General features: G+C 50.2%; 20 protein-coding genes. 9 read left to right on the top strand and 11 right to left on the bottom strand.

Annotated features, from left to right (window positions below):
• Positions 1–70: 70 nt before the first annotated feature.
• Positions 71–613, top strand: coding sequence for an O-acetyl-ADP-ribose deacetylase (ymdB, locus tag ACU8YC_RS07775; RefSeq protein WP_370618564.1), 543 nt, complete (start codon positions 71–73; stop codon positions 611–613).
• Positions 597–2036 carry a phospholipase D family protein gene (locus ACU8YC_RS07770; RefSeq protein WP_151225222.1) on the top strand — a complete coding sequence of 480 codons (1440 nt, stop codon included), beginning with the start codon at positions 597–599 and terminating at the stop codon, positions 2034–2036. Before ymdB ends, ACU8YC_RS07770 begins: the two co-directional genes overlap by 17 nt.
• Before the next feature lie 24 nt (positions 2037–2060).
• Here the strand turns inward: ACU8YC_RS07770 and mdoC are convergent, their stop codons facing one another.
• Positions 2061–3221: a glucans biosynthesis protein MdoC gene (gene mdoC, locus ACU8YC_RS07765; protein WP_151219665.1), complete on the bottom strand. Its 1161-nt coding sequence runs from the start codon at positions 3219–3221 to the stop codon at positions 2061–2063.
• Between the two features lie 271 nt (positions 3222–3492).
• On the opposite strand from mdoC, the gene mdoG reads away from it, so the two are divergent.
• The 3 genes from mdoG (at position 3493) to ACU8YC_RS07750 (ending at position 7852) form a co-directional block, all read left to right on the top strand.
• Positions 3493–5028 carry a glucans biosynthesis protein MdoG gene (gene mdoG, locus ACU8YC_RS07760; RefSeq protein ID WP_151219666.1) on the top strand — a complete coding sequence of 512 codons (1536 nt, stop codon included), beginning with the start codon at positions 3493–3495 and terminating at the stop codon, positions 5026–5028.
• The gene (gene mdoH, locus ACU8YC_RS07755) at positions 5021–7549 is read left to right on the top strand and encodes a glucans biosynthesis glucosyltransferase MdoH (protein WP_151219667.1); all 2529 of its coding nucleotides are present in this window, start codon (positions 5021–5023) and stop codon (positions 7547–7549) included. The genes mdoG and mdoH overlap by 8 nt, the downstream gene beginning before the upstream one ends.
• A 75-nt stretch (positions 7550–7624) precedes the next feature.
• Positions 7625–7852 (top strand): YceK/YidQ family lipoprotein, encoded by a 228-nt coding sequence (locus ACU8YC_RS07750; protein WP_087052693.1) that lies wholly within the window; start codon positions 7625–7627, stop codon positions 7850–7852.
• On the opposite strand, the gene ACU8YC_RS07745 is transcribed toward ACU8YC_RS07750, so the two are convergent.
• The 3 genes from ACU8YC_RS07745 to ACU8YC_RS07735 form a co-directional block, all read right to left on the bottom strand.
• Positions 7853–8230, bottom strand: a complete 378-nt coding sequence (locus tag ACU8YC_RS07745; protein WP_446895182.1) for a MysB family protein — start codon at positions 8228–8230, stop codon at positions 7853–7855.
• An 81-nt stretch (positions 8231–8311) separates the two neighbouring features.
• On the bottom strand, positions 8312–9532 hold the full coding sequence (gene mdtG / locus ACU8YC_RS07740; RefSeq protein WP_446895181.1) for a multidrug efflux MFS transporter MdtG: 1221 nt from the start codon (positions 9530–9532) through the stop codon (positions 8312–8314).
• Positions 9533–9687: 155 nt separating this feature from the next.
• Entirely contained in the window at positions 9688–10608 is a 921-nt protein-coding gene (locus ACU8YC_RS07735) for a Kdo(2)-lipid IV(A) acyltransferase (RefSeq protein ID WP_151219668.1), read from the bottom strand.
• A 220-nt stretch (positions 10609–10828) separates the two neighbouring features.
• Between ACU8YC_RS07735 and trhO the strand changes: the two genes are divergently transcribed.
• On the top strand, positions 10829–11881 hold the full coding sequence (gene trhO, locus ACU8YC_RS07730) for an oxygen-dependent tRNA uridine(34) hydroxylase TrhO (RefSeq protein WP_187260040.1): 1053 nt from the start codon (positions 10829–10831) through the stop codon (positions 11879–11881).
• A 46-nt stretch (positions 11882–11927) separates the two neighbouring features.
• Here trhO and ACU8YC_RS07725 read toward each other — a convergent pair whose 3' ends face one another.
• The 7 genes from ACU8YC_RS07725 to pyrC all read right to left on the bottom strand — a co-directional run bounded on the left by ACU8YC_RS07725 (position 11928) and on the right by pyrC (position 16807).
• Positions 11928–12503 carry a YceI family protein gene (locus tag ACU8YC_RS07725; protein WP_414438115.1) on the bottom strand — a complete coding sequence of 192 codons (576 nt, stop codon included), beginning with the start codon at positions 12501–12503 and terminating at the stop codon, positions 11928–11930.
• A gap of 1 nt (position 12504) precedes the next feature.
• Positions 12505–13071, bottom strand: a complete 567-nt coding sequence (locus ACU8YC_RS07720) for a cytochrome b (RefSeq protein ID WP_151219670.1) — start codon at positions 13069–13071, stop codon at positions 12505–12507.
• A gap of 260 nt (positions 13072–13331) precedes the next feature.
• On the bottom strand, positions 13332–13445 hold the full coding sequence (locus ACU8YC_RS07715; RefSeq protein ID WP_003036148.1) for a YceO family protein: 114 nt from the start codon (positions 13443–13445) through the stop codon (positions 13332–13334).
• A 52-nt stretch (positions 13446–13497) separates the two neighbouring features.
• Entirely contained in the window at positions 13498–14616 is a 1119-nt protein-coding gene (gene solA, locus ACU8YC_RS07710) for an N-methyl-L-tryptophan oxidase (protein WP_151225224.1), read from the bottom strand.
• Positions 14617–14855: 239 nt separating this feature from the next.
• Positions 14856–15110 (bottom strand): biofilm formation regulator BssS, encoded by a 255-nt coding sequence (gene bssS, locus ACU8YC_RS07705; protein ID WP_003036154.1) that lies wholly within the window; start codon positions 15108–15110, stop codon positions 14856–14858.
• A gap of 339 nt (positions 15111–15449) precedes the next feature.
• A complete protein-coding gene (gene dinI, locus ACU8YC_RS07700; RefSeq protein WP_006685106.1) occupies positions 15450–15695 on the bottom strand; it encodes a DNA damage-inducible protein I in 246 nt (81 codons plus the stop codon).
• A gap of 65 nt (positions 15696–15760) precedes the next feature.
• Positions 15761–16807 carry a dihydroorotase gene (gene pyrC, locus ACU8YC_RS07695; RefSeq protein WP_446895180.1) on the bottom strand — a complete coding sequence of 349 codons (1047 nt, stop codon included), beginning with the start codon at positions 16805–16807 and terminating at the stop codon, positions 15761–15763.
• A 264-nt stretch (positions 16808–17071) separates the two neighbouring features.
• Here pyrC and ACU8YC_RS07690 point away from each other — a divergent pair, with 264 nt between their 5' ends.
• From ACU8YC_RS07690 to ACU8YC_RS07680, 3 genes are all read left to right on the top strand, one after another.
• Positions 17072–17302, top strand: a complete 231-nt coding sequence (locus tag ACU8YC_RS07690; protein ID WP_446895179.1) for a hypothetical protein — start codon at positions 17072–17074, stop codon at positions 17300–17302.
• Between the two features lie 23 nt (positions 17303–17325).
• Entirely contained in the window at positions 17326–18171 is an 846-nt protein-coding gene (locus ACU8YC_RS07685; protein ID WP_446895178.1) for a DUF6708 domain-containing protein, read from the top strand.
• Positions 18172–18241: 70 nt separating this feature from the next.
• Entirely contained in the window at positions 18242–19201 is a 960-nt protein-coding gene (locus ACU8YC_RS07680) for a hypothetical protein (RefSeq protein ID WP_446895177.1), read from the top strand.
• Positions 19202–19242 lie beyond the last annotated feature (41 nt).

Genomic DNA, 19242 nt, shown 5'->3' with positions numbered 1-19242 from the left:
TTAAAAAGTGAGATTTCCGGGAAAACCCTGCTGTACACTTAGCAAATAGTGTTTTGTCAGGGGGGAACTTATGCAATCACGTGTTCATGTGTTACATGGCGATATTACAACGATCGCTGTTGATGTGATTGTCAACGCAGCGAATCCATCGCTATTGGGCGGCGGTGGCGTCGATGGTGCAATCCATCGCGCTGCCGGACCTGCGTTGCTGGCGGCCTGCAAGCAGGTTATCCAGCAACAGGGTGAATGCCCAACAGGTCATGCGGTGATCACCCTGGCGGGAAATTTGCCCGCCAAAGCGGTGATCCACACAGTGGGGCCCGTCTGGCAGGGCGGCGATCATCATGAAGCTGAACGCCTCGAAGAGGCTTACTTGAATAGCTTGCAACTAGCCTTAGCCAATGGCTATCAGTCCATTGCTTTTCCGGCAATCAGCACCGGGGCTTATGGTTATCCCCGCGCGGCGGCAGCAGAAATAGCGGTAAATACGGTGCTGAAATTTATTACCCGCCGCGCACTGCCCGATCAAATCTTCTTCGTGTGTTTTGATGAAGAAAACGCCCAACTTTACAAGAGATTGCTGACCCAGCAAGACGATGCTAACACGGACTGATATGACGCGACTTGAGCGTGCGATCACGCCACTTTGTGAAAACCACCCGGGAGAATGCGGCATTCTTGCGCTGGATGACAGCCTCGATGCGTTTGCTGCTCGTTATCGGTTAACGGAAATGGCAGAGCGTACTCTGGATGTGCAGTATTACATCTGGGAAAGCGACATGTCCGGGCTATTGCTCTTTTCCGTGCTGCTGGCTGCGGCGAAGCGTGGCGTACGTGTGCGTTTGCTGCTGGATGATAATAATACGCCAGGGCTGGATGACACGCTGCGCCTGCTGGATAGCCACCCGAATATAGAAGTTCGCCTGTTTAACCCTTTTTCGTTTCGCATTCTGCGTGCCCTCGGCTATTTAACTGACTTTGCCCGACTTAATCGGCGTATGCACAATAAAAGTTATACCGCTGATGGCGTGGTGACCCTCGTGGGTGGGCGTAATATTGGCGATGCCTATTTTGGCGCGGGAAAACAACCGCTGTTTTCGGATCTGGACGTCATGGCTATTGGGCCGGTGGTTAAAGATGTTGCCGATGATTTTGAGCGTTACTGGCATTGCCGCTCGGTTTCAACGTTAAAAAATGTGCTTGAGATGTCTGAGCCAGATTCTGTGCGCCATATTGAGCTGCCCGAATCCTGGTATAACGATGATATTACCCGTCGTTATCAGCATAAGCTGGAAACCAGCCAGTTTATGACCCATCTTGATCAACGGTCGCTGCCGCTGGTTTGGGCAAAAACGCGTTTGCTGAGTGATGATCCTGCAAAAGGAGAAGGGAAAGCACCGCGTCACTCGCTGTTACCACAGCGTTTGTTTGACGTGATGGGTTCGCCGACCGAACGTATTGATATCATTTCAGCCTACTTTGTGCCGACTCGCGCCGGTGTAGCGCAGCTCCTGAAACTGGTAAGAAAAGGCGTCAAGATCGCCATTTTAACCAATTCACTGGCGGCGAATGATGTGGCAATCGTTCATGCTGGCTATGCACGCTGGAGAAAAAAACTGCTGCGCTACGGCGTGGAATTATACGAACTCAAACCGAACCTTGATCGCGTCCCGGTCGTTCACGATCGTGGGTTAACCGGTAATTCAGGTTCCAGCCTGCATGCGAAAACCTTCAGCATTGACGATCGCAAAGTGTTTATTGGCTCGCTTAATTTTGATCCCCGTTCAACACTGCTTAATACGGAAATGGGATTTGTGATTGAAAGTGAAGTGCTGGCAGAGTTGATTCATAAGCGGTTTATGCAAAGCCAGCGAGATATGGCCTGGCAACTACGCCTCGACCGTTGGGGAAGAATTAATTGGGTCGACCGACTTTCTGGCAGTGAACAGGTACTGAAAAAAGAACCCGCCACAGGATTCTGGAAGCGGGTGCTGGTCAAGCTGGCGTCAGTGTTACCCATTGAGTGGTTGCTCTGAATCACTCAATGGTTGAAAGAAAAACTAACGGGCTACGGCCTTGTTTTTATCCTGCTTAACGGGTGGTTTACCCGAAAAGAGAAACTTCAGCACCGGTATGCGTAAATGGATTTCGTACAGTATTACCGCAATCCCGACCACAAACAGTAGACCACAGAGAAAACCCAGCAGATTCGACGAGATATGCGGAGTAATGTAAGCGCCAAAAAACAGTGTTAACGGATGATGCACCAGATAGATAAACAGGGATGCGTTGACAAAATAGGTCACGCGGGCTGACTGGAAATTCAGTAAGCGGTGACCAAGTGAAAAGACGACGTTCACCATCCACAAGCCCATGACCATGGTAATGACATATTCAGATTCATACATCCAGGCATCACCGTTACCATAGCGCTGATTGAGCAGATAGGCGACAAATGCGCATGCGGCTCCCAGCGTGCAACCGCGCGACGGTGTGGTAAACAGCGCTTTCAAATTAGGATTGATAAACGCCAGCGCGCCGAGCATAAAGAAAGGCACATAGAACAGCGTTTGCATAACGACAAAATTGAACATACCGTCGCTGAGAATCGAAGGATAAAAGATGAAAATAGTCCTTCTGACGGCGGCATAACCGATACCAAGCACTGCAAAAATCAGCGTTAATTTTGTCATCGACACCGAAGGCGAACTGCCGATGTCGCTTTGCGTTAATCTGTTTTTCATCTGGGTGAACATCCACATGCTTACGGTCGTTAACACCACCAGAACCAGTAAAAACCACAGATGGGAAATCAGCTCCCAGGCCAGCGCATTGTATTTCTCGTAGCTGCTGAGAGTATGCCAGCTGTCTGCTTTTCCTTTCACGTACTGCAGCATGATAAATTGCGGTAGCGTAAGCAATGGAATCGCAGTTAGCATCGGGATCCCCACGCGTTCCACACGTACTTTCCACCAGCGCTTTAACGGATAGCGTAGAAATAGCATGTAGGAAAAATAACCCGAAATGACAAAGAAGACTTGCATGCGAAAAGCATGGATAAAGTCATTAAACAAGGTCAACCACCACGATGGTTCTGCGCTGTTCACATGCCAGGTGTGGGTGGAGTAGATCAATGAAATATGGAACGGGATCCCTAACAACATTAGCCAGGCACGGATGGAGTCAAGAAAATATTCGCGTGGTGGTGATACAGAGCTCATAGACAGTTATGTATTCTCAGACTTTTCGTCTTATCCCTAAGACGAATAATGGTTACATTCGAAGGCAACCCTACACGAAGTCTAACAACCTGTCTCCAGGATAAGCACGCAAAGTGAAAACAGGCAGACGAACCTGCTTAAACCATAAGCCAGCGCGCGAACAATACAGGGATTCAGTTGTCGGAATACCCGATTATCCATTAAAATGGATCGGATCAATATAAGCACACAAAGGGGGAAGTGCTTACTAATTATGAAACATAAACTACAAATGATGAAAATGCGTTGGTTGGGTGCAGCAGTCATGTTAACGCTGTACACATCATCGAGCTGGGCATTCAGCATTGATGATGTTGCAAAACAAGCTCAATCCTTAGCCGATAAAGGCTATGAGGCGCCAAAAAGTAACTTGCCCTCCGTTTTCCGCGACATGAAATATGCGGATTATCAGCAGATCCAGTTTAATCATGATAAAGCCTACTGGAGCAATCTTAAGACCCCATTTAAGCTCGAGTTCTACCACCAGGGTATGTACTTCGACACGCCGGTCAAAATCAACGAAGTGACCGCTACTGCGGTGAAAAGAATCAAATACAGCCCAGATTACTTTAATTTCGGCGATGTTCAGCATGATAAAGACACGGTAAAAGATCTCGGTTTCGCCGGGTTCAAAGTGCTGTATCCGATCAACAGCAAAGATAAAAACGACGAAATCGTCAGCATGCTCGGTGCCAGCTATTTCCGTGTTCTGGGTGCAGGCCAGGTCTACGGCCTTTCTGCGCGCGGTCTCGCGATAGATACCGCTCTGCCTTCTGGTGAAGAATTTCCCCGCTTTCGTGAGTTTTGGATCGAGCGTCCGAAACCAACTGATAAACGTTTAACCATTTATGCCTTACTGGATTCTCCGCGTGCAACCGGAGCGTATCGCTTTGTCATCATTCCTGGTCGTGACACGGTAGTCGATGTTCAGTCCAAGGTTTATCTGCGCGACAAAGTGGGCAAACTTGGCGTTGCACCGTTAACCAGTATGTTCCTGTACGGACCAAACCAGCCTTCTCCGACGACTAACTATCGTCCAGAACTGCATGACTCTAACGGTTTGTCCATCCACGCTGGCAACGGCGAATGGATTTGGCGTCCGCTGAATAACCCGAAACATCTCGCGGTGAGCAGCTTTGCTATGGAAAATCCGCAAGGTTTCGGTCTGTTGCAGCGTGGCCGTCAGTTCTCGCGTTTTGAAGACATCGACGATCGCTACGATCTGCGCCCAAGCGCCTGGATCACGCCAAAAGGCGATTGGGGCAAAGGTAAGATTGAGTTAGTTGAAATTCCAACTAACGATGAAACGAACGATAACATCGTTGCGTACTGGACGCCGGATCAGCTGCCTGAAGCCGGTAAAGAAATGAACTTTAAATATACCCTGACGTTCACGCGCGATGAAGACAAGCTTCATGCGCCTGATAATGCCTGGGTACAACAGACCCGTCGTTCTACCGGTGATGTTAAACAGTCCAACCTGATTCGTCAGCCTGACGGTACCATCGCGTTTGTGGTGGACTTTACTGGCACCGATATGAAAAAGCTGCCGCAGGATACGCCTGTTACCGCACAAACCAGTATTGGCGACAACGGTGAAATCGTTGAAAACACCGTGCGCTACAATCCGGTCACTAAAGGTTGGCGTTTGGTATTGCGCGTGAAAGTGAAAGACGTGAAGAAAACCACTGAAATGCGTGCTGCCCTGGTAAATGCCGATCAGACGCTGAGTGAAACCTGGAGCTACCAGTTACCTGCCAATGAATAAGACAACTGAGTATATTGATGCAATGCCGCTTTCGGATATCGAAAAAGCGGCACTGCCGAAAACTGACATCCGCGCCGTTCATCAGGCGCTGGATGCTGAGCATCGTACGTACTCGCGCGAAGATGATTCACCGCAGGGTTCTGTAAAAGCTCGCCTTGAGCAAGCATGGCCGGATTCTGTGGCTAAAGATCAGTTGATTAAGGACGATGAAGGGCGCGATCAGCTACAGGCGATGCCAAAAGCAACGCGCACCTCTATGTTCCCCGATCCCTGGCGTACCAACCCGGTCGGCCGTTTTTGGGATCGTCTGCGAGGGCGTGATGTGACGCCGCGTTATCTTTCTCGTTTGACGAAAGAAGAACAAGTGAGCGAGCAAAAATGGCGTACCGTTGGCACCATTCGTCGCTATACGCTGTTGATCTTAACACTGGCGCAAACGGTCGTCGCAACCTGGTATATGAAGACAATCCTTCCGTACCAGGGGTGGGCATTCATTAATCCTGCAGACATGATGGGGCAGGATTTGTGGGTCTCCTTTATGCAACTGCTGCCTTACATGCTCCAGACCGGCATCCTTATTTTGTTTGCCGTGCTTTTCTGTTGGGTATCAGCGGGGTTCTGGACCGCGCTGATGGGCTTCCTGCAACTGCTGATTGGACGAGATAAGTACAGTATCTCTGCCTCAACGGTAGGGGATGAACCGCTGAATCCTGAACACCGTACCGCGTTGATTATGCCTATCTGTAACGAGGACGTTGACCGCGTTTTCGCGGGACTTCGTGCCACGTGGGAGTCGGTCAAAGCAACGGGCAATGCTGAGCATTTCGATGTTTACATCCTGAGCGACAGCTACAACCCCGATATCTGCGTAGCAGAACAAAAAGCGTGGATGGAGCTGATTGCCGAAGTGCAGGGCGAGGGGCAAATTTTCTACCGTCGTCGTCGTCGTCGCGTGAAGCGTAAAAGCGGCAACATTGATGACTTCTGCCGTCGCTGGGGAAATCAGTACAGCTACATGGTAGTGCTGGACGCGGACTCCGTAATGAGCGGTGACTGTCTGAGCGGACTGGTACGCCTGATGGAAGCCAATCCGAATGCCGGGATTATCCAGTCTTCACCGAAGGCTTCCGGTATGGATACGCTGTATGCGCGCTGCCAGCAGTTTGCGACCCGTGTGTATGGGCCGCTGTTCACTGCCGGACTTCACTTCTGGCAGTTAGGCGAATCACACTACTGGGGCCACAACGCAATTATCCGCGTGAAGCCGTTTATCGAGCACTGTGCGCTTGCGCCGTTACCGGGCGAAGGCTCGTTTGCGGGCTCGATCCTCTCCCATGACTTCGTGGAAGCGGCGTTGATGCGGCGTGCCGGCTGGGGCGTGTGGATTGCTTACGATCTGCCGGGCTCTTATGAAGAGCTGCCACCGAACCTGCTGGATGAACTCAAGCGTGACCGACGCTGGTGCCACGGCAACCTGATGAACTTCCGTCTGTTCCTGGTTAAGGGGATGCACCCGGTTCACCGCGCGGTATTCCTGACCGGCGTTATGTCCTATCTGTCCGCGCCACTCTGGTTTATGTTCCTCGCGCTGTCTACGGCATTACAGGTGGTTCACGCGTTAACGGAACCGCAGTACTTCCTGCAACCACGCCAGTTGTTCCCGGTATGGCCGCAGTGGCGTCCTGAACTGGCGATCGCACTGTTTGCTTCGACGATGGTGCTGCTGTTCCTGCCGAAGCTGCTGAGTATTTTGCTCATCTGGTGTAAAGGGACGAAAGAGTACGGTGGGTTCATCCGCGTTACGCTGTCGCTGCTGCTGGAGGTTCTGTTCTCCGTGCTGCTGGCACCGGTGCGTATGCTGTTCCATACCGTCTTCGTCGTGAGCGCTTTCCTCGGATGGGAAGTCGTGTGGAATTCCCCGCAGCGTGATGACGATTCCACCCCGTGGGGGGAAGCGTTTATGCGTCACGGCTCTCAGTTACTACTGGGGCTGGTGTGGGCTGTGGGTATGGCCTGGCTGGATCTGCGTTTCCTGTTCTGGTTGGCACCGATCGTTTTCTCGCTGATCCTGTCGCCGTTTGTTTCCGTGATTTCCAGTCGTTCCACGGTTGGGTTACGTACCAAGCGCTGGAAGCTGTTCCTGATCCCGGAAGAATATTCTCCGCCGCAGGTGTTGGTAGATACAGATACCTACCTGGTGATGAACCGCAATCGTACGCTGAACGACGGCTTTATGCATGCGGTGTTTAACCCGTCGTTTAACGCTCTGGCAACGGCAATGGCGACTGCGCGTCACCGTGCCAGCAACGTGCTTGAGATAGCCCGCGACCGTCATGTGGAGCAGGCGCTGAACGAAACGCCGGAGAAACTGAACCGTGACCGCCGCCTGGTCTTGTTGAGCGATCCAGTAACGATGGCGCGATTACATTACCGCGTCTGGAATTCACCTGATAAGTATTCTTCTTGGGTGAATTACTATCAGGGGCTGACTCTGAACCCGCTGGCGCTCAGGAAAGAATAAGCGTTCTATGACGTGAAAATACCGGCCTGGTGCCGGTATTTTTTTATACTGAATAAAAGAGTCGGGAGGTATCAGGTGCGAATATTAGCTGTGGGGATCATGGTGTTCTTCCTGAGCGGATGCGGCAGTATTATTAGCCGAACCATCCCAGGACAAGGGCACGGAAACCAATACTATCCGGGCGTGCAATGGGATGTCCGCGACTCCGCATGGCGCTACGTCACCATTCTCGACCTGCCTTTTTCGCTGGTGTTTGATACGTTGCTGCTACCGCTCGATATTCATCATGGACCTTACGAGTAACTATCGCTCATCCCATTCATCGGCTGCGGTTTGACCCTCTTCAGTATCAAGGGGAGGTTCCAGCTGGAATTCACCTTCATCCCATTCATGAAGGGTGTTTTCTTCCTGCCACTCCTGACGGATTTCAATCTCGTCATAGTCGTCATCAAAAACGCTCTGCGCCGCTTCACCGCTCAGCATTGGCAGACATTCGCCTTCATCACTCTCTTCGTCAGCAAAAAATTCCGCCTGCCACATGATGTCCCCATCCTGTAGCACGTATTTTTGTACGTTTAACTGCCCGACACTGGCTTCGTCAGGTTCAAGATCGGGGTTATCTGCCAAAAATTGTTCACGAGCGGCATCAATGGCTTCTTCCAGCGTGGCATACATGGTCATCGGAGTCTCCCTTTGATTTAATGAAGCATTCAGGGAAATAATAGTTGATTCTGCGATATTGCAAGTATGAATACACGAAATTCATCCAGCGGCCTCAGCGCTTCGGCGACGGCGCAGGCTATTCCACGAGTAGAGAGCGTTAAACAGCACGATGCCCGCGGTCACGCAGAACACGGCGCGAAAACCATAGTTGGCGGATATTGCCGCCCCCATTAACGGCCCCGTTACGTTGCCGATATCACGAAATGACTGGTTATAACTGAAAATACGCCCGGCGATCTGATTGGTCGAGTTATAGACCAGCAGCGTTTGTACCGCCGGGAGCAGAGCCCCGTCGGCTGCACCCAATAAAAAGCGCAACACGCCAAGTTGCCAGGGCGATTGTACAAACGACATTGGAATAAGCAGCAGCACGGAAATGACCAAAGCAACAATCAGGATCTTCTCTGGGCCAATTCGGTCACCGAGTTTGCCAAGCCTTGGAGCGCTAATTAACGCAGCTACACCAGGTACAGAGGCAATCATGCCGCTGATAAAAGCGATATTACTGACGTTGCCGGCCAGTTCCCGAACGTACAACGTCAGAATTGGCGCGATGGAGCCGGTTGCTACCTGGATTATCAGCGTTGTAACAAACAGGCTCAGCACCAGTTTGGGGTTCTTTAACGAGGCTACAACTTCGCGAATGTGCAGCATTTCTTTCTTGCTCACCGGCTGGAAATGCTCGCGAATAAAAAATAACGTCAGAATAAAGCAGAGTAGCAGCACGCTGGCGGTAATAAAGAAAACGGGGCGTAGCCCATACTGGTCGGCAAGTAAGCCTCCTGCCAGCGGTCCGAGGAGTGCGCCGCTGACGCCACCGGTTGATAACGTTCCCAGCGCCCATCCGCTTTTATTGCGCGGAACCTGGGTGGCGATCAGTGCATTGGCGTTGGGAATGAAACCGCCGAGTAGCCCCAATAGTGCTCGCAGGATCAAGAACTGCCAGATATTTTGCGCCAGGCCCATCAGCAGCATCACAATAGCCATGCCCAACGCGGAACGCAGCAGCATGATTTTTCGCCCTTTGCGATCGGCAAGACCACCCCAGAAAGGAGAGGCGATGGCGGAAAAGAGAAAAGTGATGCTGAAGACCAGGCCTGACCATATGTTCAGGGCGCTATGACCTGTGACGCCGAGACTCTCGACATAGAGGGGTAAAAAGGGCATAACCAGGCTAAATGCTGCGCCGGTTAAAAAACAACCCAGCCAGGCAACGGTGAGGTTACGTTTCCAGTTTATGGGAGCTTCTGTGGGTGACATAGCGTTCCGCAGTGTGGCGCGCTGTTTGCGCTATCGATTGAATATAAGTAAGCAGGCTAATTATGCGCCTGGTAGATAGTTGCTGCAATGCGGATAGCAGTTAAACCTAAAGTGGGTAGGAAAGGGGTTGCAGTCCAGTGGACTGCAACAGTGCTTTAGTACAGGGAAGGGGAGCCTTCGGGACGCGTCTTGAAGCGTCGGTGCAGCCACATATACTGCTCTGGCGCCATCATGATGCATTGTTCAACGATCTTATTCATCCACGCCGCCGTAGTTTCCGCGTCGTCTAACGGTGGTGAACACTCCGCAGGCAGCATAATCAATTGATATCCTTTGCCGTCCGGCTTGCGGCGAGGAACAAACGGTACCAGGCAGGCGTTCGACATGCGTGACAGCATCCATGTTCCGGAGGTTGTTGCGGCCTGCTCAACAGCAAAAAGCGGGACAAACACGCTGGCGCGAGGACCGTAGTCATGATCCGGCGCATACCAAACCACTTCGCCTTTTTTCAACGCTTTAATCATTCCTTTCAGGTCTTTACGATCGAGCATTGATTTATTCGAGCGCATACGCCCCCAGGTTTGTAGCCAGTCGAGCAGCGGGTTGTCGTTAGGGCGATACACGCCGATCCCCGGCTCCTGCAAGCCAAACTGGCGCGCACCCAGTTCCAGAGTCAAAAAGTGCAGGCCCACTAACAAAATTCCCCGCTTTTGCGCCTGAACGTCGCGGATATGTTCCATCCCGATAACTTCTGTCCAGCGTGAAATGCGCTTGTCGGACCAAAACCAGGCCATTCCAGTTTCCATCACGCCCATGCCCACAGACTCGAAGTTCCTGACGACCATCTGCTGGCGTTCATGTTCGCCCATCTGTGGAAAGCACAGTTCAAGATTACGGGAAACAATTTTAGCCCGACGTTTCATCAAACGTAACGCCAGTCGACCTAATGCGCAGCCTAACTTATAAAGAATCGGGTAGGGTAACTGCACGATTAACCAAAGGATGCCAATGCCCAGCCAGGTTAACCAATAACGTGGATGCAGTAACGCAGCCGAAAACTTGGGTAAATTCGTCATGTCTATCCTGTCTTCAAACGACCAATTCCCTGTATTGTCGCATTTTTTCGCGCGTATCAAAAATTTGCGACGGGAGAGTGGTGATTAAATCAGCAATTGTTGTTGCGATTTTATAATGGAGTAAGAAATGTAGCGTAAAATGTGTGGATGTAAATTGGCGATGTTTGCTTTATTATGCCGCCGATTTTCATTTTCTCCCTTTTTGCAGGATACGTACACCATGCCAGTGTTACACAACCGCATTTCAAACGATGCTCTTAAAGCCAAAATGCTGGCCGAGACTGAGCCGCGCACAACCATCTCGTTCTATAAATATTTCACGATCAATGATCCTCAACTCACACGAGATGCGTTGTACCAGATGTTCACTGCGTTGAACGTCTTTGGGCGCGTGTATCTTGCCCATGAAGGCATCAACGCGCAAATCAGCGTGCCGCAAAGCAATGTCGAGGCACTCCGCCAGCAACTGTATGCGTTTGACCCCGCATTAAACGGATTACGTCTGAATATCGCGCTGGATGATGACGGGAAATCTTTCTGGGTGCTACGTATGAAAGTGCGCGAACGCATTGTGGCGGATGGGATTGACGATCCGAACTTTGATGCCAGCAACGTGGGTGATTACCTGAAGGCGGCGGAAGTGAATGCCATGCTGGACGATCCTGACGCGGTATTTATTGATATGCGTAATCACTATGAATATGAGGTGGGCCATTTCGAGAATGCGCTGGAGATCCCGGCAGACACGTTCCGCGATCAGTTACCGAAAGCGGTTGAAATGATGCAGGAGCATAAAGATAAAAAAATCGTTATGTACTGCACGGGCGGCATACGTTGTGAGAAGGCCAGTGCCTGGATGAAACACAATGGATTTAGTAAAGTCTGGCACATTGAAGGCGGTATTATTGAATATGCCCGCAAGGCGCGAGAACAGGGACTTCCGGTGCGCTTCGTGGGTAAAAACTTTGTTTTTGACGAGCGGATGGGCGAAAGGATCTCTGAAGATGTTATTGCGCATTGCCATCAGTGTGGAACCGCCTGCGACAGCCATACAAATTGCAAAAATGACGGCTGCCATCTGCTGTTTATCCAGTGTCCGTCCTGTGCGCAGAAGTTTAAAGGCTGCTGTAGCGAGCAGTGTTGCGAAGAGAGTGAGTTGCCGGAAGAGGAGCAACGCCGTCGTCGCGCGGGGCGTGAAAATGGCAACAAAATCTTTAATAAGTCACGCGGTCGCCTGAATACCAAACTGGGGATTCCGGATCCTGCGCAATAGTCGCTATGCCGGGTGGTGGCTTGAGCCCCATCCGGCCATTCACACGTTACTTCTGTTGCACACCTTCCACTGAGATGATCAGATCGACCTCCTGAGACGCGGGGCCGAGATCGGTGGTGATGTTGAAGTCTTTTAACTTAATTTTCCCTTGTGCTTCAAAACCAGCGCGCGTGCCGCCCCACGGATCGCCGCCCTGACCGATTAGTTTTGCGTCCAGCGTAACGGGCTTGGTAACGCCGTTCAGGGTCAGATTACCCGTGATATCAAGGTCGTTTCCTTCTTTTTTCACGCTGGTGGAGTTAAAGGTCGCTTGCGGGAATTTAGCAACGTTAAGGAAGTCTGCGCTGCGCAGATGCTTATCGCGTTCGGCGTGATTGGTGTCAACGCTATTGGTGTTGATGGTCACGTTTACCTTATCGGCTGCGGGGTTTTTCTCATTAAAGGTAAACGTACCGTCGAAATCTTTAAATGTGCCGTACAGCCAACTGTAACCCAGATGCTGAATACGGAAATTAACAAAGGCATGCTGTCCTTCTTTGTCAATTTTGTAATCTGCCGCCACGGCCGACCCGGTGGTGAATAACAGAGAGGCGAGTGTAAGTCCCAGCAGGTTTTTTTTCATTTTAAGCTCCATAGTCAGATGACGATTTTCCCAACATGCGATTGAGGGTATCGTCGTTATCGATAAAGTGATGTTTCAGCGCCATCACGCCGTGCAGAAGCGATAAAATCACTACGCTCCACGCAAGCCACAGATGCAGGCTACCGGCGAGGTCGGCCTGAGCGCCCGCATTAGCAAGGGTCGCAGGAATATCGAACCAGCCAAATACGCTTATCGCTTTGCCATCAGCGGTGGAAATCAAATACCCGCTAATGACAATAGAAAACAGCAAGGTGTATAGCGCGAGGTGACCCAGAGCCGCAGCGATGCGAGTAAAACGGGAATAGTTTGCCAACGCAGGAGGCGGTGGTGAGATCCACCGCCAGACAACGCGAATAACCAGCCCTAACATGAGCAGAACGCCGATGCTTTTATGCAGTTCTGGGGCCTGGTGATACCAGCCGTCGTAATAGCTGAGTGTGACCATCCACAAGCCCAGCGCAAACATGCCATATACAGCAATCGCAATCAGCCAGTGTAATGCGGCAGACACCACGCCATAGCGCTGAGGACTATTATTGAATTGCATAATCACACCATTAGATATTTCAGAAGTGAATGAAAATGGCGCGGAAAAGACATTAATGCAACTAATAAATAACAATGATGATGATATTTATTTTTAATTCAATAAAATTGATTAAATTATTAAGTAATCATCAAGGAATCAGAGGGTGGCGGAAGTTAAGGCTTAATTTGACGGGGTTGGGGTTGTTTCTATTATTCAGTTAATTGCAATGAATTTTAAGTTAATATCAGTTTGTGTCAATTATTGTCAGCGCAACAAGATTAAAAAAACATAATATATATCACATCCATGATTGCCAGCAGCGACCATAAAATAATGTAGAGCATAAGGTGCTCGCGAATATTATTAACCAGATAGTGAAAGATGCGACGCATCAACGTTATTCCTGTCATTAAAAATGGCCTCATCAACGAGGCCATCCATTTATTATCGCTTAAAGCGGCTCAACCTGAAGGGAGTCAGGTCAAAGTCAGACGGTTTATTCTGGGCGAAGTCTGCCGCAATCTCTCCCAGTACGGAGGCAAACTTAAAGCCATGTCCGCTTAGCCCGGTAACGATCAGCGTGTTGTCATGCTCCGGTAGAGTATCAATAATGAAGTCTTCATCCGGTGAGTTATCATAGGTGCAGGACGCACCGTGCAGGCAGCAGCCAACGCCTGGCAGAATTGTGCGCAGGAATGGGAAGGCTTCAGAACCGTCGCTGGCGACAGCGGCAAACGGCTTACGTTCATCTGCAGAATGAATTACCTGCCCGCCATTGTGCTTACCAATTTTTAGCTCATCGTTTTCTGCCGGGAAACCGTAGTATTGATCGCCATTTGGCAGTTCGCCGGTGAAAGCAGGGAAGTTATTCTTAACGCTGTAGCGCCCATCAGCCTGATACCAGGCGAACACTTTACGTACCGGTTGTATTGGTAGTTCAGGCACCAATGCCTGCACCCAGGTTCCGGCGCAAATCACCGCTTTTTGCGCGTGATAGTCACCGTCGGCGGTTTCTACCGTCACGCCATCATCACTGTGGTGAATTGCGCTGACCGGGCATTTAAATAGCTGCGCACAACCGGCTTCTTCTGCCAGGCGGATCCAGGTTTTAATCGCTAATTCACTGCGTAAAAAACCTGACTCGGCTTCAAACAGGCCGATATAGTTTTCAGGTACGCGAATCTCTGGCCAGCGAGCCATGATGGCTTCTGCATCCAGTTGTTCAACATTGAGTTGCCACTGTTTTGCACTTTGCGCCGCGGTTGCTAAGAAGGTGGAATCTGCCGGACCGAGATTGATAACACCGGAGCGAACAAAAATTGGCTCTTCATTTTGGGTGGACAGTTCATCCCATAATGTTTGCGCACGCAGCACCAGCGGAACGTATTTTTCACCTTCGCCATAAGCATGACGAATTAATCGAGTGTCGCCGTGGTGGCTGCCCTGCTGATGCGGGGGCATATGCGCATCGATCATCAGTACCTTCAGACCGGCGCGAGTGGCATAGTATCCGGCTGCGGCACCCACGGAACCGCTGCCAATAATGATTAAGTCGTATTTCATCCGCTTCTCTCTGCAATCGCGATAGTATACCTTAAATAATTCGAGTTGCAGGAAGGCGGCGACACAGCGAATCCCCGGGAGCGTACATAAGTACGTGACTGGGGTGAGCGAGGAAAGCCAACGCACATGCAACTTGAAGTATGACAGGTATAGCAGAGTAAATAACTGACCCGGAATATTCAACCTGGAAATAAGAAAGGCACCGATAAGGTGCCTTTTGATGGTTGGATGTATCAGGTTTAATGTCGCTGATACTCATTTACCTGGTAATCGCCGGATTCAATTTTAGCGATTCCTGCTTCTAATATCGAAATAAATTGCCTGGCAACATCAGTGGTTAACCAGAGCGTTTGACCAACTTCAGTCCCATCCGGGTCCGGGCGATTCGGGGTCTGGTAGTGCAAACGCAGCATCAGCGCATCATAGCTATCAACAGTGCTGATGTCCCATCCTACAAGTGGATGAGTCTGAATGACTTCATTATTCTTTTCCATCATGCCCCCTAATTCGTGTTACTAGACAACGGTTTTCGAGGTTCAATGCGTTTTTTCTGAAGCAACTTCAGTATATCAATAAATAAGGGTATTCATTGAAAATTTAAAGAGGGCAGTGCATAAATTTTTTGTTTTCAGCGTTTTCTGACTAAGAAACCAACATGTTATTCATTTTTTTTTAGCATGTTGCACAATTATTTTGGTGTTGTGGTTAAAATATGACCAGGAATTAATTATTAAATTAAAAGTTCGTTGTAAGGAATGCGCGATTGATTAAAAGATAGTGCGTATAAAAAAGCCGGGGCGACCCGGCAAAAAAACATCACTGCATATCATTATTTATTCGTTGATGAACCAGTCATCTGCGCTTTCCCATGTCTCCTGCAGGATCTCGCTGATGCGTTCTTTGTCCTCTTTTGTCGCGCCAATGACCGACAGATTGTTTGCGCCAGCATAACGGACGGTAACATTACCTTCGTTATCCGGAAAATGATGATGAATACGACGGGAGAGTTCGCCCGCCAGTGCGTCAATTGCACCGGCAGGTAAAGGTGAAGTTTTAGCAATAGTGACTTCAATACGCATAGTAGCCCCCTGTGGAATATACTGTTTATTTATACAGTTATCCGCAGCAATTGGCTACACTTTTTTTAGCTTTTTACTGACCAGCGTACCGTTTCGCCACCCAGGAAAGGCACCAGCGTATCGTCTTTCAGCGCAATGCTCTCCGGAACCCGGTGTTCGAGGCGTTCCAGCTCAATAAAGCTCTCGTTCACCGGTAAGCCGTAGAACTGCGGGCCATTGAGTGAGCAGAAGGCTTCGAAATGCGCCAGCGCGTTCATCTCTTCAAACACGGTGGCATAGCTGCCCAGCGCGGTCGGGGCGTTAAAACACCCGGCACAGCCGCAACTTGATTCTTTACGATGACGCGCATGCGGCGCTGAGTCGGTACCAAGGAACGCACGGCTAAATCCGCTGGCGACCAGTTCACGCAGCGCCTGTTGATGGACGTTACGTTTAAGGATTGGCAGACAGTACAGGTGCGGGCGAATCCCGCCGACCAGCATGTGGTTGCGGTTAAACATCAGATGCTGTGGCGTAATGGTCGCCGCCAGAAGCTCGTTACCGTCCCGCACGTATTCGGCAGCATCTTTAGTGGTGATATGTTCAAACACCACTTTCAGCGCAGTCAAACGCTGACGCAGCGGTTCCATCACCGTTTCAATAAAACGCGCTTCACGATCGAAAATATCGATATCCGCATGCGTCACTTCACCATGCACCAGCAGCGGCATACCTAATTTTTCCATCCGTTCCAGCACAGGCATGATGGCATCAACAGAGGTTACGCCATGCGTTGAGTTGGTGGTGGCATTGGCCGGATAGAGTTTTGCGGCGGTGAAAACGCCCTCGTTAAATCCACGTTCCAGCTCGTTGGGGTCCAGCGTATCCGTTAAGTAGCAGGTCATTAATGGCGTGAAATCGTGTCCGACAGGTACCGCGTCCAGAATGCGCTGGCGGTAAGCGATAGCCGCGTCAACCGTGGTGACGGGCGTAGCCAGGTTCGGCATCACAATGGCGCGACCATAGACTTCACTGGTATAGGGCACGACAGTTTTTAACATGTCGCCATCGCGAAAGTGAAGATGCCAGTCGTCTGGGCGGCGGATCTTTAAAACCTGGGATGGTGCAGTCATCAATATGCTCCGGCTGAGGATAGTCTTTTTTGCCGGAAACAAAGGATAAGCGGAAACGTTTTCGTTTGCACGTAAAAAAGTCTCGGTACCAGATAGAAATAACGGCTGTGTTTAGTGCCTCTTGCTCTTGTTGTTGTTCGTAAAATTTTTTATTATCAAACGTAATTATATTCATGATAATAATTAATTACATAACAAATAATTTTGGCTTAAGTATTAATTTACGTTATGCCAGAATTGAAACGCGAATGCACAGGAGGTGCTATGAAGATCTGTCGTCCGTTGTGGACAAAAGGAATCCTCCTTTCTCCCCAGTACTTCCAGCAGCAAACGTTGCTTAACTCCCTCGATGATGAAGGTATTTCCCGGATAGGCGTTATGCATCCATGGGGCGTCTGGTGCGCAGAGTTTGACGCGCAGGCTCTTATCCAGGGGCGGGTGAAACCCGTGCCTACTGGAAAAATAAATACAATCCGCAAGATGTCCTGTCATTAACGGTTAATATCAAGGGGTGAGGTATGGCTAATCAGAAATCAGGGAATAAAGCGCAGCGTCGCGCCTCAGTATCCTCCGGCGGAACAACTAAACAGTGCCAGAGCGCTGATACAATGCCAGGAGAACATCCTGGAAACCCTTTCTATCGCCGCTCCGTGTTGAGCCCGCAGGCGGAAAGATGGCAGGCGGATCTGCCGGTTCAGTGGCTGGAGCATAGTGTGGAGCCCAATACTATCTGGCTGAATGAAAAGAATGATATCTGGCTGGAAATTCCCCGTTATGAAAATCAGATTTCATGGAGCGGAGGTGATACTTTTGCCTTTCTCTTAGTGCCGTTTATTTTTTTCTTTTCAATTAGCCCTATATTATTTTGGTGGGATATAAGAATTTTTCTAGTCTCAATGATGGGTGTAGTCTTTTTCCTCTCTTTTTTTAAACTTTTAATCAGAATGACCTATCACACGCCCCGTGGTACCCCTGTGCGTTTAAACCGGAAACGGCAGAAAATCTATATTTATGAATACCGGCGCAGCAGCTGGAACCCGTGGACAGAATGGCCGGTGGAGATCCGCGTGTTTCACTGGGATGAAGTGCGCGGAGAAATCACCTTTGAGGCCGGACGTTATAACCAGGGTTATCAGCTGCACGGCGCGGTGTGCCAGCCGGGGACCAACCGGGTCCGGGAACGCTTTGCGCTGACGTGGACGGTGGGAGACCCGGAAGCATTGCGCGAGTTGTGGTGCTACTGCTGCCGCTATATGCAGTACCAGCCGGTACCAGAGGAAGCGCGGTTTGCGGAGCATCCCCAGCAGTGGGGACATATTCACTGGCCGGAAGAGATGGACACTGAATCCCGCACGGCGCCGTGAGTGACGCCAGACTGTAAGCCCGTTTTTACCGTATTTTGCCGTTCCCGTTTCCCTTTAGCGATTATAAATCATGCCCGTTAAATTAAAGCTGATCCCTCCTGCGGCTCAGAAACCCGATTTTCCGATCGGTAGCCGTTGGTTCAAAAGCCTTGCGGGATTACTGATTCCTGGCTTCGGTTGGGGCTATTTTACCGGAATGTCATTTGACGCACCGGCATTCTGGATAATAGCGGTCGTGCTGCCATTTATCGTTTGGCTAACCGCAATCTGGTTGCGCATGATGATTTATCTTCCGGCATTAATTCAGGCTAACACCTGGAATAAACGAAGGGAAGAACTGTTGTTAAGTGAAGTTCGACGTGGGCGGCGCGCGTTACAGATATTACACAGTACATTTATCACCGCGCATAACGAGCCTGAACAGACGAATATCTCATCAGTGGGGGCGTTGACCCAGAATAAACAAATCTTGCATATGCAGCCTTCATGGCACGGCAATAACAGTTATCGTCTAAGTAGGCTGCCAATCCAGAGCGGAATGACGCGAGATGACCTGATTCAGCAAATTTTTAACAGATTAGTCGCAGGAATTGCACGCCATCTTAAGCAACTACCGGAGAATCACCCGGTCGCTCTGCTGTTTGAAGTGAATACGTCATTACCCGCCCAGCGGTTGCATTCTCTCTGGCGTAACGCATGGGAAAACTACGATATACGTCAATGCCTGGAGCCTGTTATCGGGCATGGAGTGAGCGTGGTCGACAACTGGCTGGATGATCGAATCCGCGAAGAGACAGTGCTACTCATTATTGCGTTACAGGTTGATCCCGATAAGCCTGAAGGGACTGGAGAAGCAGCTGTTGCGCTGCTGCTGGGGAATCGCCTGACCCAACATATTCTGACACCACAAGCAGTACTACAACGGGTAGAGGAAAGTTTTACTGAAACGCTGGCAGAGAATATTGCGCAGGCGTTGGATTGGGTACCCGCTCAACCGGCGGATAGTCGCGTTGTTTCGCGATCCGGATAGGAAGAAGGGAAACTGGCGGCTAATCGTGAAACGCGATGCGT

The organism is Citrobacter sp. VF227 (genome assembly GCF_052950715.1).
Note: the sequence above shows the minus strand (reverse complement) of the source record. Positions and strands in the feature narration are given on the sequence as shown.

What these genes read in the sequence shown, in the direction of transcription:
- ACU8YC_RS07745 (WP_446895182.1), bottom strand. Translation starts at nt 8,230, where the DNA reads ATGACCATGTATGCCACGCTGGAAGAAGCCATTGATGCCGCTCGTGAA.
- ACU8YC_RS07685 (WP_446895178.1), top strand. Translation starts at nt 17,326, where the DNA reads ATGGCTAATCAGAAATCAGGGAATAAAGCGCAGCGTCGCGCCTCAGTA.
- ACU8YC_RS07715 (WP_003036148.1), bottom strand. Translation starts at nt 13,445, where the DNA reads ATGCGTCGCATCTTTCACTATCTGGTTAATAATATTCGCGAGCACCTT.
- ACU8YC_RS07690 (WP_446895179.1), top strand. Translation starts at nt 17,072, where the DNA reads ATGAAGATCTGTCGTCCGTTGTGGACAAAAGGAATCCTCCTTTCTCCC.
- ACU8YC_RS07720 (WP_151219670.1), bottom strand. Translation starts at nt 13,071, where the DNA reads ATGCAATTCAATAATAGTCCTCAGCGCTATGGCGTGGTGTCTGCCGCA.
- ymdB (WP_370618564.1), top strand. Translation starts at nt 71, where the DNA reads ATGCAATCACGTGTTCATGTGTTACATGGCGATATTACAACGATCGCT.
- ACU8YC_RS07725 (WP_414438115.1), bottom strand. Translation starts at nt 12,503, where the DNA reads ATGAAAAAAAACCTGCTGGGACTTACACTCGCCTCTCTGTTATTCACC.
- pyrC (WP_446895180.1), bottom strand. Translation starts at nt 16,807, where the DNA reads ATGACTGCACCATCCCAGGTTTTAAAGATCCGCCGCCCAGACGACTGG.
- dinI (WP_006685106.1), bottom strand. Translation starts at nt 15,695, where the DNA reads ATGCGTATTGAAGTCACTATTGCTAAAACTTCACCTTTACCTGCCGGT.
- ACU8YC_RS07735 (WP_151219668.1), bottom strand. Translation starts at nt 10,608, where the DNA reads ATGACGAATTTACCCAAGTTTTCGGCTGCGTTACTGCATCCACGTTAT.
- trhO (WP_187260040.1), top strand. Translation starts at nt 10,829, where the DNA reads ATGCCAGTGTTACACAACCGCATTTCAAACGATGCTCTTAAAGCCAAA.
- mdtG (WP_446895181.1), bottom strand. Translation starts at nt 9,532, where the DNA reads ATGTCACCCACAGAAGCTCCCATAAACTGGAAACGTAACCTCACCGTT.
- mdoC (WP_151219665.1), bottom strand. Translation starts at nt 3,221, where the DNA reads ATGAGCTCTGTATCACCACCACGCGAATATTTTCTTGACTCCATCCGT.
- ACU8YC_RS07680 (WP_446895177.1), top strand. Translation starts at nt 18,242, where the DNA reads ATGCCCGTTAAATTAAAGCTGATCCCTCCTGCGGCTCAGAAACCCGAT.
- ACU8YC_RS07770 (WP_151225222.1), top strand. Translation starts at nt 597, where the DNA reads ATGCTAACACGGACTGATATGACGCGACTTGAGCGTGCGATCACGCCA.
- bssS (WP_003036154.1), bottom strand. Translation starts at nt 15,110, where the DNA reads ATGGAAAAGAATAATGAAGTCATTCAGACTCATCCACTTGTAGGATGG.
- mdoH (WP_151219667.1), top strand. Translation starts at nt 5,021, where the DNA reads ATGAATAAGACAACTGAGTATATTGATGCAATGCCGCTTTCGGATATC.
- solA (WP_151225224.1), bottom strand. Translation starts at nt 14,616, where the DNA reads ATGAAATACGACTTAATCATTATTGGCAGCGGTTCCGTGGGTGCCGCA.
- mdoG (WP_151219666.1), top strand. Translation starts at nt 3,493, where the DNA reads ATGATGAAAATGCGTTGGTTGGGTGCAGCAGTCATGTTAACGCTGTAC.